Below are 17,890 nucleotides of genomic sequence, written 5' to 3' on the forward strand. Positions count from 1 at the left end.
GATCAAGGAACGAGCATTTAGTTCCTTTGGGGAGCTAATTTCTTATCCGAAGCTCAGGTTAATTAAGTAAATCTTTGCCACACTTTTAGCTCGAAAACTCAATCGTTTTGCACTTTACTATCCCGTCATACTGACCTAGTGTAAAATACGCCTTAATTGCCATTATTTGGGTGAGAGCCCGTTGAAGTATCAAAGAGGAATTAACATGCCATCTATGGATGTAATATCAGAAATTGACGAAGAAGAACTACGTAATGCGGTTGAAAACACCCGCCGCGAAGTGTCGAGCCGCTTTGATTTGCGTGGCAAAGAAATTGATATTGATTTAAAAGATAATGTCGTTAACTTAAAAGCGGAAGATGATTTTATTTGTAAGCAACTTGTGGACATGTTGCGTATGCAGTTGACTAAGCGCAATGTCGACCCATCGGCAATGGAAGTGGACGACAAAGCGGTACACAGCGGTAAAACATTCAGCTTAAAAGTGAGCTTCAAGCAAGGTATTGATACCTTAGTGGCCAAAAAATTGGTTAAAGCAATTAAAGACAGCAAGCTTAAAGTACAGTCAGCCATCCAAGGCGACAAAGTACGTGTTACCGGTAAAAAGCGTGATGATTTACAAGCCGTAATGCGATTAGCTAAAGAGTCAGAGCTAGGTCAACCGTTTCAGTTTGATAATTTTAAAGATTAATTCTTAAAGCGACCTATGCGTTAGCGTTGAACACCGAAATAATAAAGCCGATAGGGGAAACCTTATCGGCTTTATTGTTTTTAGGAGATGGCTTGCGGCATTTCGTTTAATCATCTGCAGGAAGCCTACGAAAGGCAATTAACACTAATGAATTACAGGTGTAAAAAACAGCTTCAATAATAACCAAGCTATCAAAAACGCTGAACGCATTCTGCGTGGTCACTTATTAATGTTGATTGGTATAATATCCAAAATAATGGGCTATACACTGCTTAAAGTGATGATTTACCTTTATCCGCTGCCCCATCAAGTGCGTCACCTGCCGATGCTCCGTCCACAACCACTGCTTGATTTTGCGATCGATTGACCAATACCACTAACAGCAATACCGGAAACCCTATCAAACTTGCAGCGACAAAGAAGTTGATGTAGCCAAATGCATCGACATATAAGCCTGAGAACCCGGCGATAAACTTTGGGAACAGTAGCATAATCGACGACAATAACGCGTATTGTGTCGCGCTGTAGCCGCTGCTGGTTAGGCTCGACAAGTAAGCAATAAATGCTGCGGTAGCAATACCAGCACTGAAGTTATCGACCGAAATGGCAAAGGTTAAAAAGGGAATGTTGTAGCCAATATAAGCCTGCCACGCGAACAATAAATTAGTGATGGCCACTAACAATGCACCTAAGAATAGAATTTTCATGGTGCCATAGCGCATCAATAACACACCACCAAAAGCAGCACCCACTAAGGTCATGATTAAGCCGTAAACCTTACTGATAAAGGCGATTTCTTCTTTATTAAAGCCCATATCAACGTAAAACACGTTAGCCATAATGCCCATGACGATGTCTGAAATACGATAACAAGAAATCAGCAGTAAGATTAAAACTGCACTCTTGCCATAACGTTTAAAAAAGTCAATAAACGGTAAAACGCTGGCACTATATAGCCAAGCCAGAGCGCCAGCGATTTTCTTTGGGTATTTTGCGGCAAAGTCTGCCCGTAGTTGACGTTCTTTTTCGTCGGCATGTTTGGTATTGACTTGCGGCTCTTGACTAAACAGAGTCGTTAAAATACCAATTCCCATTAGCATTGCCATCGCAAAGTATGCGGTTTGCCAGGCTTCTAAATTATAAGAGTCATCACCAGGGGAAACCCAAGCAGCGATAGTTAATGCGCCAGCGGTGGCAATAATCATCGCACTGCGATAACCCACTTGGTAAGCCGCAGCCAGTGCCGCTTGCATTTTTTCGGGTGCAGATTCAATCCTAAAGGCGTCAATCACAATATCTTGGGTGGCCGAAGCAAATGCGAGTAATAAAGCGCATAAGGCTAAACGATCAAGGTTAACTAATGGGTCACTAACCGACATACCAAGAATAGCGCCGACTAGGCAAAGCTGGGCAAACAGCATCCAGCCTCGTCGCCGTCCTAAAAAGCGGGTAAACAATGGCAGTGACATGCGGTCGACTAGAGGGGACCATGCCCATTTAAAGGCGTAGGTCAGGGCTATCCAGCTGAAATATCCTATGGCGGCTCGGTCAACGCCTGCTTCTCGCAGCCAAAAGCTAAGCGTTGAAAAGACCAGCATAAGCGGTAAGCCAGCAGAGAACCCCAGCAATAATAAAATGAATACACGTTTATGGTAGTAAACCGATAAGGCTTCACGCGCTTGAGAAAAGAAAACCGACATAAGACAACTGGATAAAGGAGAATGGCTCTAGCTTATGTTGCAAGGGGTTTAGGTTCAAGCCATTCACGCAGTTTATTGAACGAGTTTGAGTTAAAAATGATTAAGGTCTGATACCAATACAGCTTTGGGGCATATTGCCGCCGATATTGATGTAGTCACAACAGTCATGTATTTGTTGTCGAAGATACTGATTGCCTTTAATTGCCCAACCAGACCAATGATCGAAGCAATAGAGTAAATGCCAAAATACTTTTTCAGTGTCACTGGGTTGGTCGGCCAGTTGCTTGCTTGAAATACATTGCCACTCTTCTAACACGTCCCACATATAGAGTTGAATTTCTTTGTAATCAAGTTGGTTTTCTAAGAAGGCTTTGCCGTAATAAGCTAATTGTGGCGCTTTAGTTTCGATAAAATCATTTGCTGTCATGAGGAATGTCCTTGGTAATGAATGCATGATGAAACAGCGACTACATTGATTAAAATTAGAGTATAGACCCAAATTTTGGCCATGACAGAAAATATGACAAAATTAATTTATGTTAAATGATTAGATAATTACTATTTAAATTAGATAGTTGAAGGCGTGTGGAATAAAATTGTGAGTAAAAACAACAAGCAGAAATGTGATGGGTGTTCAGAAAGTAAACATAGTGCCGATAACGCGCTTAACGGTTTATGGTGATTAAGCGCGCCATAGAGGCCTTAGCGTGGTAATAATGTCGCTTTTTTGAGTAACACCGTTTTTACTGGCACATCTGGCCAATTTAAAGTGCTGTTGTGCGCGGTTTCAACCAATGAGATGGCTTCAAGTACATCCATGCCCTGGGTGACCTCGCCAAATACGGTATAACCCCAACGACGCTTAGACGGATCTAATTTTTTGTTGTCACCGACATTAAAATAAAATTGTCTTGTGGCCGAGTGCGGATCGTTGTCTCGTGCCATGGCAATGGTGCCCAATGAGTTTGATAAACCATTACCAGACTCATTTACGATAGGGTCCATTGATGGACGCTCTTCTAGTTTAGTGGTAAGCCCGCCACCTTGGACGACAAATTCGGCAATAACCCGATGAAAGATCGTGTTGTCGTATTCACCTTTCACCACATAGGTTAAAAAGTTATCAATGGTTAATGGCGCGCGAGTGCGGTCTAATTCAACCACAATTTTACCCATTGAAGTATCAAACTCGACTTGCGGGTAAATAGTGTCTTTTTGAATATCAACAGCGGCAGAAGCGGATAAACTGGTTACAAGCAACAAGCTAGTGGTAAGCCATTTAAACATATTGAGAGTCCTTTTGGCGGCATCATACGGATGCCGCATATCACTTAACTGAGGCTAACTAATTATTTACGCTGAATAAATTGATGTAGTTCTTCATCATTAAGGATTTCAGTGGTGAGTTTGTCTATTAATTGATTAATGTCGAGTTCAAGTGTGGCAAAGTCAGGGCTTAACGGACCTTTAAGGTAACCATTCGCGTTATATGATTTTGTCAGTTGCTGTTGGGCATTTTTAGCAAGCACATTAATGACTAACCTGGTATTAGACTCGAAGCTAAACGTGCTATCGGTGACATCGGCAAGCAAATAATTAAGTTGAAATTGCACCGAAGTTGATGCTGCGGGGTCAACCACATAGCCCGCTCTTATCATCCCATCGCGAAACAGTTTGTCCAATTGTTGGCGAACCGGCTCGCTTGTGCTAACTAACCGTGGTGTGGTGTCAGGATCATTAAATCTCACCACAAAGCTGGCTTCTCGTGTATCAATGGTTTCTACTTTTACAGGGAAGTCTATTTCGGTTTGCAAGCTTACTGCGCCAAGCGTTGGATTTAAGCCCACGTGAGTCGGCTCATAGCTGGCACAAGCGGTGAGTAATAGTGATGATAGTAAAATCGGTAAAAATGATTTCATTTGGCAACTATTTTGAACAAAAGGTAAGTAAAGGATACCAGAAATTGTTCACCATTCCAGTGTAATAGCAGATCGTTAATACAATTATATTGACGGTTAACTTACCTCGTTTAGCGACGTCGCTGATTGTTATGTTATCAGTGTTAATGTTGACTTGAAGCGCCAACTAATACAGTTTAAGTTGATTAAATTTAATTCCATTGATGACTTACGACACAGGACTCCTAATGCAACATGTGCAACCGCAATTAGCTCCACTGCAATTAATTCAATCAGATGGGCAGCCGGTGTTTGGTGTTTTTGATGGTATGGTCGACTCACTCAACGTTAAGCAGTTTACGTTTTACAATGACATGGACAAGCCGGCGTCAGCTCTTGCTAAGCATTTTGCTTATAAACAATTTCAGTTTGCGAGCATAGTGACACCGCATTACATTGTGGCATTCGCGGTGGCAGACATTCGCTATGTCACGAATGGATTTTGTTATTTATACGAGATAAAAAGCAATAAACTAACTCAAACCCAATGGCTAACACCGCTAGGTTTAGGTAGCCAGGTGAGTCAGTCACCTAAACAAGGTCGGGCAAAAGTTGGCAGTCATCGTAAAGGCGTCACTATTGATATTGTGGATGGCCAATGGCAAGTCGATATTCATTTAGCACATATTCAAGCTCATTTACGGTTACAACCGGCACCGCTAAGTTTACCATTAAGCTTGTGCACTCCAACGGGGTATAACGGCTGGACCTATACGCAAAAACACAATGGTTTGGCCGTGAGTGGCCAATTAACCATTCATCATGAACCACAACCTTTGCAATATGCGCTGGCGGGCTATGACTTTTCTGCTGGCTTTATGCGCCGCGAAACCAGTTGGCGTTGGGCATCAATTAATGCACAAACCGATGCAGGGATTATTGGACTCAATTTAGCCGCGGGGGTTAACGAAACCGGCGTCACTGAGAATGTGATGTGGATAAATGGCGAACGTCACTTATTGGGCAGCGCACAGTTTGAGTTTAATCGACACTCGCAACAAGATATATGGCATATCACCACCAATGACGGTCAAGTCGATTTGTATTTTAGGCCGCTTAACCAGCGCAGTGAGAAACTCAATTTACTCTGGCTTAAGAATAACTTTAGGCAATATATTGGCTATTTTAGCGGTGTCATAAGCGATAACAACGGTAATCAATACCGACTACATAATCAGCTTGGACTCACCGAAGATCATTTTGCTAAATGGTAATAAACTAGTGTTCAGCAACCACACAAAAAACAAAAATAACAAATGGAAAATCATATGGACATGGATTTACTGATTACCCACCCTGAGTGGCTATTACTGGCATTAGCGCCACTATTTTTTATTTGTATTGCTCTGGAGTGGTGGTTTGGCGTGCGCCTAAGACGTTTACCTACCAGCGCCCAGTATCGCCCAGCAGAAGTGGTGTGTAATTTTATATTAGCAGGAATGCATCAGGTGGCAGACATTATTGCAGGCTTGCTGATTGCGAAAGTGTATTTACACTTTTTTGGTTGGCGTTTGTTTGATATTGAAATGACCTTATTAACGTTTGCGCTATTAATTGTTGCTCAAGACTTTTGTTATTACTGGTTTCACCGCGCCAGCCATCGTATCCGGTGGATGTGGGCTGCTCATGTTGTGCATCACAGTTCAGAAAACATGAATTTCACTACTGCATTTAGGCAAAGCCTAATGTATCCACTCGCGGGTATGTGGTTATTTTGGTTGCCTTTGGTGGTGATTGGATTTGATCCTAACTGGGTGGTGTTTGCTGTATTGCTCAATTTGGGCTTACAGTTTTTTGTCCACACCCAGGCAATAAAATCTTTAGGCCCGTTAGAGTGGATTGTTAATACGCCGTCACATCATCGCGTTCACCATGGGCGTAACCTGCAATACATTGATAAAAACTACGCGGGAGTGCTGATTATTTGGGACAAAATGTTTGGTACGTTTGAGCCAGAAAATGAAACTGTGCAATATGGCATTACCAAACCAGTCAACAGTTTTAACCCACTTGTGGTCACGTTTAGCGAATGGCGTGATATGTGGCGTGAGGTGAGCCAGCCACAATTAACGTTGGCGCAGCGCTTTGGCATATTGTTCGCGCCACCAGCAACTCATCAATCGGTATCAACAACATCAGATACTACTCCGTCAGATACAACACCAAGCTTATAACGGTTTAATGGCCTTTATTGCATAAATTAAAGGGATGTTTTGGCCTTTATGTTGTAATCGATATCCTTTATCTTGCACATATTCTAGCCCCTCAAAACAATCGTAAGGGCTGTATGGATGTTCGTTAAATGACGCAATCGTCAGCCCAGCTTGAATAAGCGCATTGATGACTTCACTTATCGGATGCGGCCAGGTTGCCACAGTTTCGATTTGGTTATTATGGTTTTCTGTGTAAGTGACTTCATTTTCAATATCAGGTTGTGTTTGCGAGAAATAACCGTAACCATATAGCACATCATTAAATGGATGAAATTCAACTAAATGGAACTCACCACCAGGGACGAGTGCGTTGACAATTGTGCGTGCCCAACTCGTCAACTCGGGTAGCCAGGCTAACACACCATATGAAGTAAACACCCTGTCATATTGCTGGGTGTTGCTGAGGCCAAACTGATAAATGTCACTGTTGATAAAGTTTGTGTCGAGTTGTAATTGGTTTGCCAGTTGTTGAGCGGTTGCAATTGACTCGCTCGATAAATCAACACCGGTGACTTTGGCGCCTAATCGTGCCCACGATAAACTGTCTTGGCCAAAGTGACACTGTAAATGCAGTAAGCTTTTATGATTAACATCGCCCATTTGTGCTAATTCAATGGGATTTAATGATGTCTTACCGTCAATAAACGCTTGTAAGTCATAAAAAGATGACGCTAGATGAATTTTAGTTCGATTATCCCAAGCTTGTTTATTGATTTCGATATAGTCCATTGCTTGTGTCTTATGTATTCTCGTTTGTTAAATTATACTGGGTTGACATCACTATGACGAGTCAGCGGCTTTATTGATTGATATAAATCAAAAAGGCTTACCAACGTGAGTTGAGCAAGCCTTTTTAGATTTTAAGTGATTCTGCTTACTTGGGTTTTACCGGTTCAATTTTTCCACCTAACCATAATGAAATTAACGCTAACGGTACTAATGCCGCACCTAAAATAAAGAATGGCGTATAGTCACCACCCTGGGTCATCATAGGGACCAGCTGGATGGTAATAATCACACTCAACACTGCCGATGTACCACTAATGCCTGCTAACGTCCCCACTGTTTTACCCGAGAAGTAATCACTTGGTAAGGTTTGCACATTACCAATGGCGGTTTGAAAACCAAACAAAATAACCGCAATCAATCCCATTGCTAACCAAGGTGTAGCGGCTTGTGAGGTTAATAACAGTGCCGGAAGCATCACAACACAACCTAATACAATCGCGCTACGACGAGCTTTGTTGACTGTCCAGCCACGGCTTAATAAATGGCCGCTGAACCAACCGCCAAACAATGCACCAATTGCTGCGCCTACATAGGGTAGCCAGGCAAATGCGCCAATTTCTTTCACATCAAAGCCAAACTTTTCATTTAAATATAATGGTAGCCAGGCAACGAATAACCACCAAATAGGGTCGATAAAGAAACGTGCGGCAATCACGCCCCAGGCTTGTCGATGGCCGAGTAGTTGCCCTGTGGTAGGTACATATTCTTCAGTTTGGTTGGTTTCGGTGGCGCATTGCTGACCGCTAAGAATATATTGGCGTTCGGTTTCGGTGATCCATGGGTGGGCATCAGGCGCAGATTTATAGATAATCATCCATGGAATGATCCAGATAATCCCCAGTGCACCAATCACGATAAACGTCGCTTGCCAGCCTAAAAATGCATATAAAAAGGCGATAAGAGGCGGGGCAATAATAGAACCTAGCGAAGCGCCAGAGTTAAAAATACCTTGGGCAAGAGCACGCTCTTTAATGGGAAACCATTCAGCATTGGCCTTGGTTGCACCGGGCCAGTTACCGGCTTCACCGATACCAAGAATGGCTCTAAACACGGCAAATGACATTGCCGTTGCCGCGATGGCATGTAATGCAATTGACACCGACCACACCACAATTGACAGTAAAAAGCCTAAACGCGTACCAATGGCATCAAATATTTTACCAAACAGCGATTGGCCAATGGCGTAGGAGATCATAAACACAGTGATAATATTGGCATAATCACTTTTGTCTAAGCCTAAATCTTCGGCAATGCCCGGCCACATAATGGCCAGGGCGGAGCGGTCGATATAGTTAATTACGGTGGCTAGGGCAACTAAGCTGACCACAAGCCAACGTAAATGGTTTAGTTTAAACGGGCTGTTTTTCATGATAAGTCCTCAACAAAGTCTTCACGCGGCGGACTAAAGGTATCAATTAAAATGCCGCCGGTTGGGCACACTGCACCGTGTTCAACATGAGGTGGTATAAAGAAACTGTCACCGGCATGAAGTATTTGAATCACACCGTCCACATTGACATGAAACTCGCCTTCAACAACATACGATACTTGAGAGTGGCGATGAGCATGCACATAACCTTCTGCACCTTTATCAAACCAAATCTTTACTGCCATTAGTTCGTGGTTATAACCCAGCATTTGACGCTTTAATCCGCCGCCAATGTCTTGTATTTCTGTTTTATCGCCAAAGCCAAAATGTTGATTCTGTTTCATTGTGTGTTGCTCCTAATTTTGTTTTAAATTTTTGCTTAATTAAATGAGCCAGTGTTGAGCGGCCCTAAAAGTTGGGCGCGACCATTAAACGGGTACTGCACACCATTAATGTTGATGACACTTTGGTTTTGTTCGGTTAATGCTTGCTCGAGATGGTTTATTGCCAATAAATATTGTTCACCATCGGTAAAACGGATGTGCACGGCGGATAGTTCTGCTTGTTGATGGTGAGTCAAGGCTGCAATGTTGCTGGTGGCGCCTAGAGTGAACTCTTTTGCTGGGTTGTATTTGCCATGTGGTTCTAGCACGCTGACAAAAGTGTGATCGCTGGCTTCAACCCGGTAAATAAACGCCGTTTGTTGGCGTAAGTTCATATTGGGATCATTTGCGCCTAACTGAGTAAACAACATTTGCTGATGTTTGCCAGTGTTAGTGCTGACTAACGTGCTATGGCTATAAAAACGACCATTGTCATTTAACCAGGTAACTCTTGCGAGTGAATCACGAGGTTGGTATTGGCTTAAGTTAGCGGTTGCTAACAACCATAAGTGTTGATAGCCATTATCGCTGCCCAGTGTAGACAGTTGTGTGAGTGATGCTTCTCGTTCAAAGTTGGTGTCAATCAATTGGCCTTGATAATGCACTGGTAAGTCGTATTGGTGCGACTGACTCGATGTTGCGCTGAGTATGTCGACAGCAATAACAGCTTCGCGCTGTGGAATATTAATCAGAGCAAAAGTTCGCTTAAAGGCGACATCATCGTAAGCACTGTCAATCGAGGCTGACGCAAGGGTTAAGTTTTGTTGTTGGTCGTAAAAATGGATTGTCGGATGATGTTTATTAGCTTGCTTTACCTTGCCATTAAAATGGCTTGTTTCATCGACAACTAACGTGTTGTGGGCAATCGTTTGCTTAGCCCAGCTGGTGTTTTCTGGTAAATACCCTCCGCCAGATTTAGCTTCTATATTCAAAAATCGAGCTGCACCATAGTCAGAGACAATTTCATTTCCTTGGTCGTAAAACTGCCAGGTGAGTTTATCAAAGTGCCCATGGCCCAAACCTTGTGCCGTGGCTTTGTAGACTAAGGCTTGGTCGGTTGGCTTACCATTACGCATGACCACAAGTGCGCCTTCATCGCCTTGTTTACCATCACGGTATAACTCAGAGTTAAAAGTAAAAGGTTGTTGCAGTTGCTGGTCTAATCCTTGTGCGACTTTAAGGCTATCACCGGTTAATAAAATGGTGTTTTGTTGTTTGGCTATATCGAGTAATGTTGGGTCGGCATTTAAGCCATACGCTATTGCAACACCATTGACTAATTCGATGGTGTCTATTCCTTTGCTTTTAATGGCATCGTTTAACGGGAACAACAATTTATTGTAGCTTAGCGCTGCTGTGGTATTTATCGCCTTAAGTATTATGCCGTCTCGATACTCAAAGATTTTACGTTGTGGTTCATTTTGTTCAATTGCTTTGGCAAAGGTAACAAACGGCATTAACGCATAGCGTTGATAATAAGGCCCTTCGTTATAATAACCATCAGGTGAAAACAACTCGTCTAGCTGGCGCATAAAGCCGCCTTTTTTAGCGAGGTCAAGGTCATATAAAGCACGCTCAACCCACAAGGGCTTGTTAAGTACGTAACCTGTCATGCCTACGGCTGCAGTGGCCCAAGTGCCGTGGTTATGTACTTTATTGAAGGTGTGAGGCGACTGCTCTGATAAAAACAATGCTACGGGAATAATTGCCCCTGTTTCGATTGTATTACGCTCGGTTTGTGTCAATACAGGGTAAATAAAGTCGTAAGCCTGAATGGTATGCACTAACCAAACGGCTTCGTTAAGGCCTTGCCAAAACAGTTTGCCTGCGTTGCTGTTTTTGCGTTTAGGGTGCACAGGTAGTTCGGGGTAGAGCGCAGCGTATTGCAGCAGCATGTTTTTTACATATTCTGCATATTTTTTATCACCAGTAAGCTGATAAATAATGCCGGTGTCATACATTTGCTGATAATTGCGTTTGTGCTTTTCGTGGGTATAACCTCCACCGCCATCTTGAGGTAATGGCACTTCAATAGATTGATTTAGGCCAATATCAACCTGATTAAGCTTGGCCTTAAATGCATCTTGAAAAGCCCCTTGCTCGGTAATAGCCTGCTGCATGGCTGCGACGTCTTGTTGATTAATTACAAGGTTGGGATGGCTGGCTGCATTCGCCGGTAAATTGATGCCCAATAGAGCCAGTGCAATGCCAACCAATATGACGCCAAAGTAACGCAGCGTTCGGCCAATACTGGTTGTTGACTGCTGTTTTAGGACGTTTTTTTTCATCTTGTTTGCACTTCATTATTGTTGATGTTGGCAGTGTGCTTACCCGTGGTGACTAATTCGCTGACCTGTGGGAGTGCACTGTTGATGAGTTTATTGTTAGTGATATTTGTTTTGGGTTCGCCGACAGTATGTTCAACAACAATGGCTGCGCTGTCGCTAAAACTGTTGTGATCTATTTGGCTCACTTGCACGCCATGTAGTGTTATCAACGCGCCAGATAAATTATTTTTGCCCATGGCAACATCATTAAATTGGTTATGCTTAATTGAAACATGTGGGCCAAAGGTACTTTCATCTTTTCCACCGCGATATACAGAAGCGACGCTACCTTGTATATGTTCAAATTGGTTATGACTGAGTGTGAGGTATTCGGTGTTATAAATGCCTTTGTCGTCTGTTTCTTTATCTAGGCGAAAAAGATCACCTGATATGTGACTAAACAGGTTATGAGAGATATTTATTTCATCGGCAAATGCACGATTACCCGAGTCGAAAAAATGGAATTGATGGTGAGTATTGAGCTGCTCAACGATGCTGTTAAACATCTCAAAACGATAATTAGTTAACATCCCTGTTGAGCGAGTTCTAACAACACTGTTACCACTAGCATTGGGGCTGTTTATGCCGGTTATACGTAACCCGTCGAGTTGTAAATTACCGTTATTTTGAATTTCAAATAAGCTAGGGCGCTTAAAACTGATAATGGCTTGATGCTTATTTAGGGCTTTAAACGTAAGGGGTTTAGTGATGGCTAAGATGTTACTGACGTTATAATGGCCATTTTTTAGCAACAAGGTATCGCCCGGCTGAGCGCTTTGCACCGCAATGTCTAGCTCGCCTTCTTCTGAACTCACCGTGATGATATTGCCAGATTGAAACGCAACACTAAGTTCAGATTTTGGGTACCAACTTACGCCGGTATGTTGTTTTAATGTAGGCGTTAATTCTAGCGTTGCACCGTAATGGGTTAAGGCTGTATCGCTTGGGTAGAGTAAGCCATTAGCTGCCCGCGCAAGGGGAACCTGTCGAGAGTTAAGTCCTTTGGCGATAATTGGATTGATTTTGTTGAGGTTAATATTACTGAGGTTGTCTGTAAATGTTAATCCGTTGATATCGTCATGTACGGAAAAGGGGGCGGTTGAGTTGATAAATAGGTTTTGAGTCAGTGTGCTATCTTGAGGTGGGGCTGAGCGTTCGCTGTCACTGCCTGCTGCTAGCTCGATATGCTCTAGGTTGATAAAGCTATTGTGGTTAATATTGGCATTGACCACTTGATGGTAGCGATTGAGCGGCGAGTTAGGTACACCATTCATAATGGTCAATCCACTACCAAAGCGAGTGCCGGTTAATCCTTCAAGATAGTTGTTGGTGACGATTTGATCGCGATTAATAATCCTGATCCCACCAGTATGGTCAATGCCATTACCTAAAAACACATTACTGTCGATGATATTACCGTTGCCATGCCTTAAGGTTAATGTGCCACGAGACTGATAAAACAAATTGTTTTGTATTCGGTTTTTACCTGACTTAACCGAAATAATTTCAACTTCACCGTCGCAGCGGTCAAAAAAATTATTTTCGACCACGGTTAATGAGTCTGAAAGCGAGTGATGGCTGGTGCCTATTCTAATGGTTTCGCCGCCGTTAGAGCCTAAAATTGGGCGAGGGCCAAAATAGTTATGATCAATGCGATGTTGATTTTGTTGGTTATGTTTACCCTCAAGGCGAATGGCTAAAGTTACGCCTGCATTGCGTTTAGCCGTAAAATGATTGTGATCTAAGCGGTTGTGCCGGCCATACAAGCCAATCCAATTGTCTGACACTTGACGGTCTGGGTTATTGTAATTATCGATTACCACTTCGGTCACTCGTGAGTGGTTAGCGACTTGAGTATCGGTTTTTTTAAAGGAAATGACTTCATTACTAGGCGTAAAGCCGTGTTTAAATACCAAACCGGATACTGTTAAATACTCACCGGCTAACGTTAAATTGGATTGACCAGATAAAATCACTTTGCCTTTAGTTTGTGCGGTTAATTCGATTGGGGCTTCTGCGCTTCCTTTTGCGATAAAGTCGATTTCAAAATCTTGCCAAATACCATTTTTTAAGATGATTTTATCGCCTGGTTGCAAGTGTTTTAATGCTTGTTGGTATTGTGCTTGTGATGCCACTAAATGCTCTTGGGCATTCACCGAAAGAGATAAGGGAATAAACAGTAATAAGAGTAACCATTGAGTTAATAACCCATAATATAAGGGTGTTTTGTTATTAAATGGTTTCATATGCTCTCTCGAATCTCACTGTTTTTATGCCCACCACCGTAAACTTTATCGATAGGTAGCCTAGGTTAATCGTCACTGCTAAACAGCAATATTATTTGTGTTTACACCAAATCAATCAGTTACTTTGATGGCGATTAATTTGCTTCATAGGGGATGAAATGAAAGGCGGTTTAATGACGATATAAACGCGGAATATGAATCGACGGAATGGCTGAAATTATCACCATGAGTGCTTTTACAACGGATGTTGTTTTGTTGAATTTCACTTTAATCTCCCCAGATCAACGACTTCGCTTTTTTTCATTAGCAAGTCCATTTAAGGACTTGGCTAAAATTACGCTACGCTTGAGTAGAAACTAACCAATTAATGGCTTGTTGTCAATTAAATGGTTTTACCAATTTTGGTGGTTTAATGGTTTTCGTTATTACCAATGATTTGTGTGGGTATGACAATGTGCTATAATTGTAATAGTTTGATCTAATTAACATGTTAATTAATGGTTTGCTGCGATAGTAAATACCGATAAAATGTCAGCACTAAACCTGTAAATTGGTTTTACTTTTCGAAGGAAGGTATATGAAAAACCGTCGTTTATTTTGGCGAATAGTCGATACAATTGAAGCTTCTATTGCTAGTGGTGAGTATCCGGTCGGCAGCCGTTTACCGCCAGAGCGTGAATTAGCTGAAAAATTTGATGTTAGCCGTCCCACTATTCGTGAAGCGATTATTGCTTTAGAAGTACGTGAAAAAGTCGAGGTAAAAACCGGTTCTGGTGTGTATGTTGTTAATCATCAGTCGCAAACGGTGACTGCTAGCAAGGTTAATGCCTTTGAATTAACCCAGGCACGAGCTCTAGTTGAGGGCGAAATCGCGGCCTTGGCGGCAAAAACCATTACAACAGAAGAGCTTGAAAAACTTCATGGCACTTTAGTTATGATGAAAGACATGCAGAATGTTGAAGAAGCTGATGAGTTATTTCATCAAATTATTGCCTATTCAACCCGTAATGGCGCATTAATTAATTTGTTCGAAAACATGTGGTCATTGCGTTCATCGAGCAATGAAATCATTGAAGATTACAATATTGTTTGTAGTACTGACAATAATAAGACCCTGGCTGAGCACACCTCAATTTATGAGGCGCTGTCTGCCCATGACGCTGCTGAAGCTCGTTTAGCGATGCATCGACATTTTAATCGTTTAATCAATGTGTTATTTGACAAACTAGAGCAACAAGCATTAGAAGAAGTTCGCCGTAAAAACAGTGCGAACCGCGATTTATACTCGATTGAGAATTTGGTTAAAATTAAAAGTTAATTGCCTTTTATCAATGCTTAGCAACATAACGCGTCAATACCCAGTATTGGCGCGTTTTTATTTGCCTGACAAAAATCACCTTTTTAAATGCTCTAAACATTGTGGTTTAGCAGTCAAAAAAAGACCCCTTAGAAATGATCTAAGGGGCCGACTATCGGTATGAGACAGAGAAGCTCTACCTGTAAATATCGACATCCTTGTCGAACTTTGTCATTCATGAAACAGGTTTTGTCAGCTAAATGTCACTAATTGGGTGACTTTATAACTGTAAAATGGAACTAATAATGCGATTTTTGCTAGTTAGTTGCACTCGTTATAAAGTCGGGATGATGTCATTCAATGCCATCATCCAACATAAAACACATAACTTGTCGTAAATTAAGTTGATTGATAATAAGCCCTGGTTGTTTTTGTTGTCAACCAATATTAAGTTTTGGTCATACCAAATGTGCGGGTGGTGAAGGGGAGTAAATCGACAGAGAGCTAACCATTGGCCCAGATACAGTGCTGAGCCAATCGATTAGGGTGAGTTTAGAGGTTATCTCTTAGCCTGTAAGATGACAAACTTACCGTTAGAGGCAACCGTTGTGCAGTTGTTGAAAATACGTTTTATTTTGACATGGTATGCCAAGTGACGATTGCCCACTACGTGCAGTATGCCGCCTTTTTTTAGTCGTTTATAGGCATCGACAAACATTTGCCAGGCAATATGATCGGTAATGGCTTCACCTTGATGAAACGGTGGATTGCACAAGACAAGATCGGGAGTCACTTCTGACGGAAGGTGAGTTAAACAATCGTCCCAATAAAAATGCCCTTGTGGTGTGTCTTGCTCGGTATTGTCTAATGCATTGTTTTGCCAATTATGTTGTGCTGAGGCAATCGCCATGTCTGAATCGTCAACAAAATGCACTTGAGCTTGTGGATAACATTGTTTGGCATGTAGCCCTAAAACACCATTACCACAGCCTAAATCAACGATTTGCGTAAAGTCACCTTTTGGCATGTTGTCGAGCATAATCCGCGCGCCGATGTCTAATTTATTCGCGGCAAATACATTAGCCAAATTGCTGATATTAAGACCTAACTCGTCAATTTTCCAGTTTACCGCAGGGGCTATCTTACGCGCCTTACCGTCGCTAACACAGGTAATAACACGTGTTTTCTTCCAGGTGAGGCTAGCATTTGCGGGACCGAGATTTTTCACTATCAATGACAGTAACGCGGCATTAATGGATTTTGCTTTGGCACCTATTAGTATTTGGGTTCCTGGCGCAAGTCTGGTGGATAAGCGCGCCAGTTGTTGGGCAAAATAATGTAAGTTTTTAGGTAATTTCATCAACACCAGTTGAGTATGGTTATTGAGTATCTGGCGGCTATTTATAATGCTTAATGATTTAGGTACTAAGTGATTGTGCTGCAAATTATGTTGGCAGCCAAGTAAACTGGTTTTAGCATCAGTTTCTAGGGTAATAGGCCATTGTGGGTCTTGAGCCGCTAACGCACAGGTTAATGCGCCAAAGTTGTCGTTTAGGATTGCTGTTGGCACTACAGTTTGTTGTGCATCAATTAAGTGCTTAATTAAATGCTCATCGGCAGCATCCCATGCTTGTAAATTAGATGCTTGTTGAGTGGGATAACGAAATAGCTCAAGTTCAATGCCTTCACAAGCAAATTGGGTGGTCATGGGTGTGTTACCTAAATAGAAATTTTATGAATGTGTACCTAAATGAGTCTATTGCGGACGTTGTAACCCAATAGATAAGCGTATTATCTCAGATATCAGTAAACGGTGCGAGACATAGCGACGCGAGCAAAGATTGCTATTCATTAAGCGGTTGAGTAAATTGGCAATATCATAAACAGTTTCAAGGGATAATGATGAAAGGTGCTGGTGGAACATCAGGTGGTATAGGGCAGTTTTTTATTGGGTTGGTGATGATGTGTGGTGGGTTTTATATGCTACTTAACGCTATTAAAATCACCAGTTCATTTGGGCTCGGCAGCCATTTGTATCGCTTTGGTGGGTTCGGCCTAACCAGTGGTATGGTGATGATCCCGTTTATATTTGGGGTTGGGATGATGTTTTACAATGCTAAAAATCCGTTTGGTTGGCTGCTGACCTTTGGGTCACTGGTTGCGCTTATTTTTGGGGTGATAAGTTCGATTAACTTTCGCTTTTCTTACATGAGCGCTTTCGATTTAATCGTAATTTTAGTGTTAAGCATTGGTGGCTTAGGTTTGTTTTTACGCTCACTAAAAGCTATCGATAACCGTTATCCTGATGCTTAAACAAGTATCTAGCAGCCGCTTGTTTGAACATCAATAACTGGCCGTGCTGTGGTCGATGTGGCTTGCCTATAGCGTAAATAACATTGCGCAACGCCTGCATCTTCATCTATTACGCCATGCCAATAAATCCAGGCACCATCATATACGCTGGGGCGCTTTTTCCAGTCTTTGTCTGGAATATTCATTAATAGGTCTATCCCTGCTGCCGTGCCGTCTGGGTAACCATAAGCAAGTACGACATCAACGCCATCAATATCAAGTGTTGTGGTTTCGAGTCTTTCAACGCCGGCAATCGCAGCTTTTGAATACGTTAATGTGGCAGCCGATTGCATCGCGCTTTCCATGCCAACCATTGTTGAGACAATTGCATCTTTACGTAAATTGATAAAGCGGCTGTTTGCCACAATGGCAAGTATTGCCAAAATAATGATCACCACGACGAGTTCAATTAAGGTGAAGCCCCGTGATTGTTTAGAGTTTAAAATATGTGATTTTTTCATGGGATATTTTTATTATTATTTATTGGTTCATTAAAGTGTTAAATCAGCGATCATTGATCTACTTGATGTCGTTTTGTTGTTATTATCGGTTTATCTTAGATTTG

General features: G+C 42.0%; 16 protein-coding genes. 5 read left to right on the forward strand and 11 right to left on the reverse strand.

Features of this window, described 5'->3' with window-relative positions:
* Window positions 1-205: 205 nt before the first annotated feature.
* Window positions 206-691, forward strand: coding sequence for a YajQ family cyclic di-GMP-binding protein (locus tag IEY42_RS15820; RefSeq protein WP_188926141.1), 486 nt, complete (start codon window positions 206-208; stop codon window positions 689-691).
* Between the two features lie 272 nt (window positions 692-963).
* Here IEY42_RS15820 and IEY42_RS15825 read toward each other — a convergent pair whose 3' ends face one another.
* From IEY42_RS15825 to IEY42_RS15840, 4 genes are all read right to left on the reverse strand, one after another.
* The gene (locus IEY42_RS15825) at window positions 964-2,391 is read right to left on the reverse strand and encodes an AmpG family muropeptide MFS transporter (RefSeq protein WP_188926142.1); all 1,428 of its coding nucleotides are present in this window, start codon (window positions 2,389-2,391) and stop codon (window positions 964-966) included.
* A 100-nt stretch (window positions 2,392-2,491) separates the two neighbouring features.
* Window positions 2,492-2,818 carry a hypothetical protein gene (locus tag IEY42_RS15830; protein ID WP_188926143.1) on the reverse strand — a complete coding sequence of 109 codons (327 nt, stop codon included), beginning with the start codon at window positions 2,816-2,818 and terminating at the stop codon, window positions 2,492-2,494.
* Between the two features lie 275 nt (window positions 2,819-3,093).
* Complete coding sequence (locus IEY42_RS15835; protein WP_188926144.1) at window positions 3,094-3,678, reverse strand: peptidylprolyl isomerase; 585 nt, start codon at window positions 3,676-3,678, stop codon at window positions 3,094-3,096.
* Between the two features lie 62 nt (window positions 3,679-3,740).
* Complete coding sequence (locus IEY42_RS15840; protein WP_188926145.1) at window positions 3,741-4,310, reverse strand: YajG family lipoprotein; 570 nt, start codon at window positions 4,308-4,310, stop codon at window positions 3,741-3,743.
* A 227-nt stretch (window positions 4,311-4,537) separates the two neighbouring features.
* Between IEY42_RS15840 and IEY42_RS15845 the strand changes: the two genes are divergently transcribed.
* Complete coding sequence (locus IEY42_RS15845) at window positions 4,538-5,563, forward strand: DUF2804 domain-containing protein (RefSeq protein WP_188926146.1); 1,026 nt, start codon at window positions 4,538-4,540, stop codon at window positions 5,561-5,563.
* 54 nt (window positions 5,564-5,617) lie between these two features.
* Complete coding sequence (locus IEY42_RS15850) at window positions 5,618-6,523, forward strand: sterol desaturase family protein (RefSeq protein WP_188926147.1); 906 nt, start codon at window positions 5,618-5,620, stop codon at window positions 6,521-6,523.
* On the opposite strand, the gene IEY42_RS15855 is transcribed toward IEY42_RS15850, so the two are convergent.
* The 5 genes from IEY42_RS15855 to IEY42_RS15875 form a co-directional block, all read right to left on the reverse strand.
* Window positions 6,518-7,291, reverse strand: coding sequence for a class I SAM-dependent methyltransferase (locus IEY42_RS15855; RefSeq protein ID WP_188926148.1), 774 nt, complete (start codon window positions 7,289-7,291; stop codon window positions 6,518-6,520). The two genes, IEY42_RS15850 and IEY42_RS15855, sit on opposite strands and share 6 nt — an antisense overlap.
* Window positions 7,292-7,436: 145 nt before the next feature.
* A complete protein-coding gene (locus tag IEY42_RS15860; RefSeq protein ID WP_188919608.1) occupies window positions 7,437-8,720 on the reverse strand; it encodes an MFS transporter in 1,284 nt (427 codons plus the stop codon).
* On the reverse strand, window positions 8,717-9,064 hold the full coding sequence (locus tag IEY42_RS15865) for a cupin domain-containing protein (protein WP_188926149.1): 348 nt from the start codon (window positions 9,062-9,064) through the stop codon (window positions 8,717-8,719). Before IEY42_RS15865 ends, IEY42_RS15860 begins: the two co-directional genes overlap by 4 nt.
* A 35-nt stretch (window positions 9,065-9,099) precedes the next feature.
* On the reverse strand, window positions 9,100-11,391 hold the full coding sequence (locus IEY42_RS15870; RefSeq protein ID WP_188926150.1) for a heparinase II/III domain-containing protein: 2,292 nt from the start codon (window positions 11,389-11,391) through the stop codon (window positions 9,100-9,102).
* A complete protein-coding gene (locus IEY42_RS15875) occupies window positions 11,388-13,676 on the reverse strand; it encodes a polysaccharide lyase 6 family protein (protein ID WP_188926151.1) in 2,289 nt (762 codons plus the stop codon). Before IEY42_RS15875 ends, IEY42_RS15870 begins: the two co-directional genes overlap by 4 nt.
* Window positions 13,677-14,253: 577 nt before the next feature.
* Between IEY42_RS15875 and IEY42_RS15880 the strand changes: the two genes are divergently transcribed.
* Window positions 14,254-14,994: a FadR/GntR family transcriptional regulator gene (locus tag IEY42_RS15880; protein ID WP_188926152.1), complete on the forward strand. Its 741-nt coding sequence runs from the start codon at window positions 14,254-14,256 to the stop codon at window positions 14,992-14,994.
* A 538-nt stretch (window positions 14,995-15,532) separates the two neighbouring features.
* Here IEY42_RS15880 and IEY42_RS15885 read toward each other — a convergent pair.
* On the reverse strand, window positions 15,533-16,681 hold the full coding sequence (locus tag IEY42_RS15885) for a methyltransferase (RefSeq protein ID WP_188926153.1): 1,149 nt from the start codon (window positions 16,679-16,681) through the stop codon (window positions 15,533-15,535).
* A gap of 194 nt (window positions 16,682-16,875) precedes the next feature.
* Here IEY42_RS15885 and IEY42_RS15890 point away from each other — a divergent pair, with 194 nt between their 5' ends.
* Window positions 16,876-17,286 (forward strand): hypothetical protein, encoded by a 411-nt coding sequence (locus IEY42_RS15890; protein WP_188926179.1) that lies wholly within the window; start codon window positions 16,876-16,878, stop codon window positions 17,284-17,286.
* Window positions 17,287-17,294: 8 nt separating this feature from the next.
* Here the strand turns inward: IEY42_RS15890 and IEY42_RS22680 are convergent, their stop codons facing one another.
* Window positions 17,295-17,786, reverse strand: a complete 492-nt coding sequence (locus tag IEY42_RS22680; protein ID WP_188926154.1) for a prepilin-type N-terminal cleavage/methylation domain-containing protein — start codon at window positions 17,784-17,786, stop codon at window positions 17,295-17,297.
* Window positions 17,787-17,890 lie beyond the last annotated feature (104 nt).

Source organism: Shewanella algicola (assembly GCF_014648035.1).
Lineage (GTDB): Bacteria > Pseudomonadota > Gammaproteobacteria > Enterobacterales > Shewanellaceae > Shewanella > Shewanella algicola.

Coding starts and splice junctions, on each gene's coding strand:
- IEY42_RS15820 (WP_188926141.1), top strand. CDS start 206: ATGCCATCTATGGATGTAATATCAGAAATTGACGAAGAAGAACTACGT.
- IEY42_RS15825 (WP_188926142.1), bottom strand. CDS start 2,391: ATGTCGGTTTTCTTTTCTCAAGCGCGTGAAGCCTTATCGGTTTACTAC.
- IEY42_RS15830 (WP_188926143.1), bottom strand. CDS start 2,818: ATGACAGCAAATGATTTTATCGAAACTAAAGCGCCACAATTAGCTTAT.
- IEY42_RS15835 (WP_188926144.1), bottom strand. CDS start 3,678: ATGTTTAAATGGCTTACCACTAGCTTGTTGCTTGTAACCAGTTTATCC.
- IEY42_RS15840 (WP_188926145.1), bottom strand. CDS start 4,310: ATGAAATCATTTTTACCGATTTTACTATCATCACTATTACTCACCGCT.
- IEY42_RS15845 (WP_188926146.1), top strand. CDS start 4,538: ATGCAACATGTGCAACCGCAATTAGCTCCACTGCAATTAATTCAATCA.
- IEY42_RS15850 (WP_188926147.1), top strand. CDS start 5,618: ATGGACATGGATTTACTGATTACCCACCCTGAGTGGCTATTACTGGCA.
- IEY42_RS15855 (WP_188926148.1), bottom strand. CDS start 7,291: ATGGACTATATCGAAATCAATAAACAAGCTTGGGATAATCGAACTAAA.
- IEY42_RS15860 (WP_188919608.1), bottom strand. CDS start 8,720: ATGAAAAACAGCCCGTTTAAACTAAACCATTTACGTTGGCTTGTGGTC.
- IEY42_RS15865 (WP_188926149.1), bottom strand. CDS start 9,064: ATGAAACAGAATCAACATTTTGGCTTTGGCGATAAAACAGAAATACAA.
- IEY42_RS15870 (WP_188926150.1), bottom strand. CDS start 11,391: ATGAAAAAAAACGTCCTAAAACAGCAGTCAACAACCAGTATTGGCCGA.
- IEY42_RS15875 (WP_188926151.1), bottom strand. CDS start 13,676: ATGAAACCATTTAATAACAAAACACCCTTATATTATGGGTTATTAACT.
- IEY42_RS15880 (WP_188926152.1), top strand. CDS start 14,254: ATGAAAAACCGTCGTTTATTTTGGCGAATAGTCGATACAATTGAAGCT.
- IEY42_RS15885 (WP_188926153.1), bottom strand. CDS start 16,681: ATGACCACCCAATTTGCTTGTGAAGGCATTGAACTTGAGCTATTTCGT.
- IEY42_RS15890 (WP_188926179.1), top strand. CDS start 16,876: ATGAAAGGTGCTGGTGGAACATCAGGTGGTATAGGGCAGTTTTTTATT.
- IEY42_RS22680 (WP_188926154.1), bottom strand. CDS start 17,786: ATGAAAAAATCACATATTTTAAACTCTAAACAATCACGGGGCTTCACC.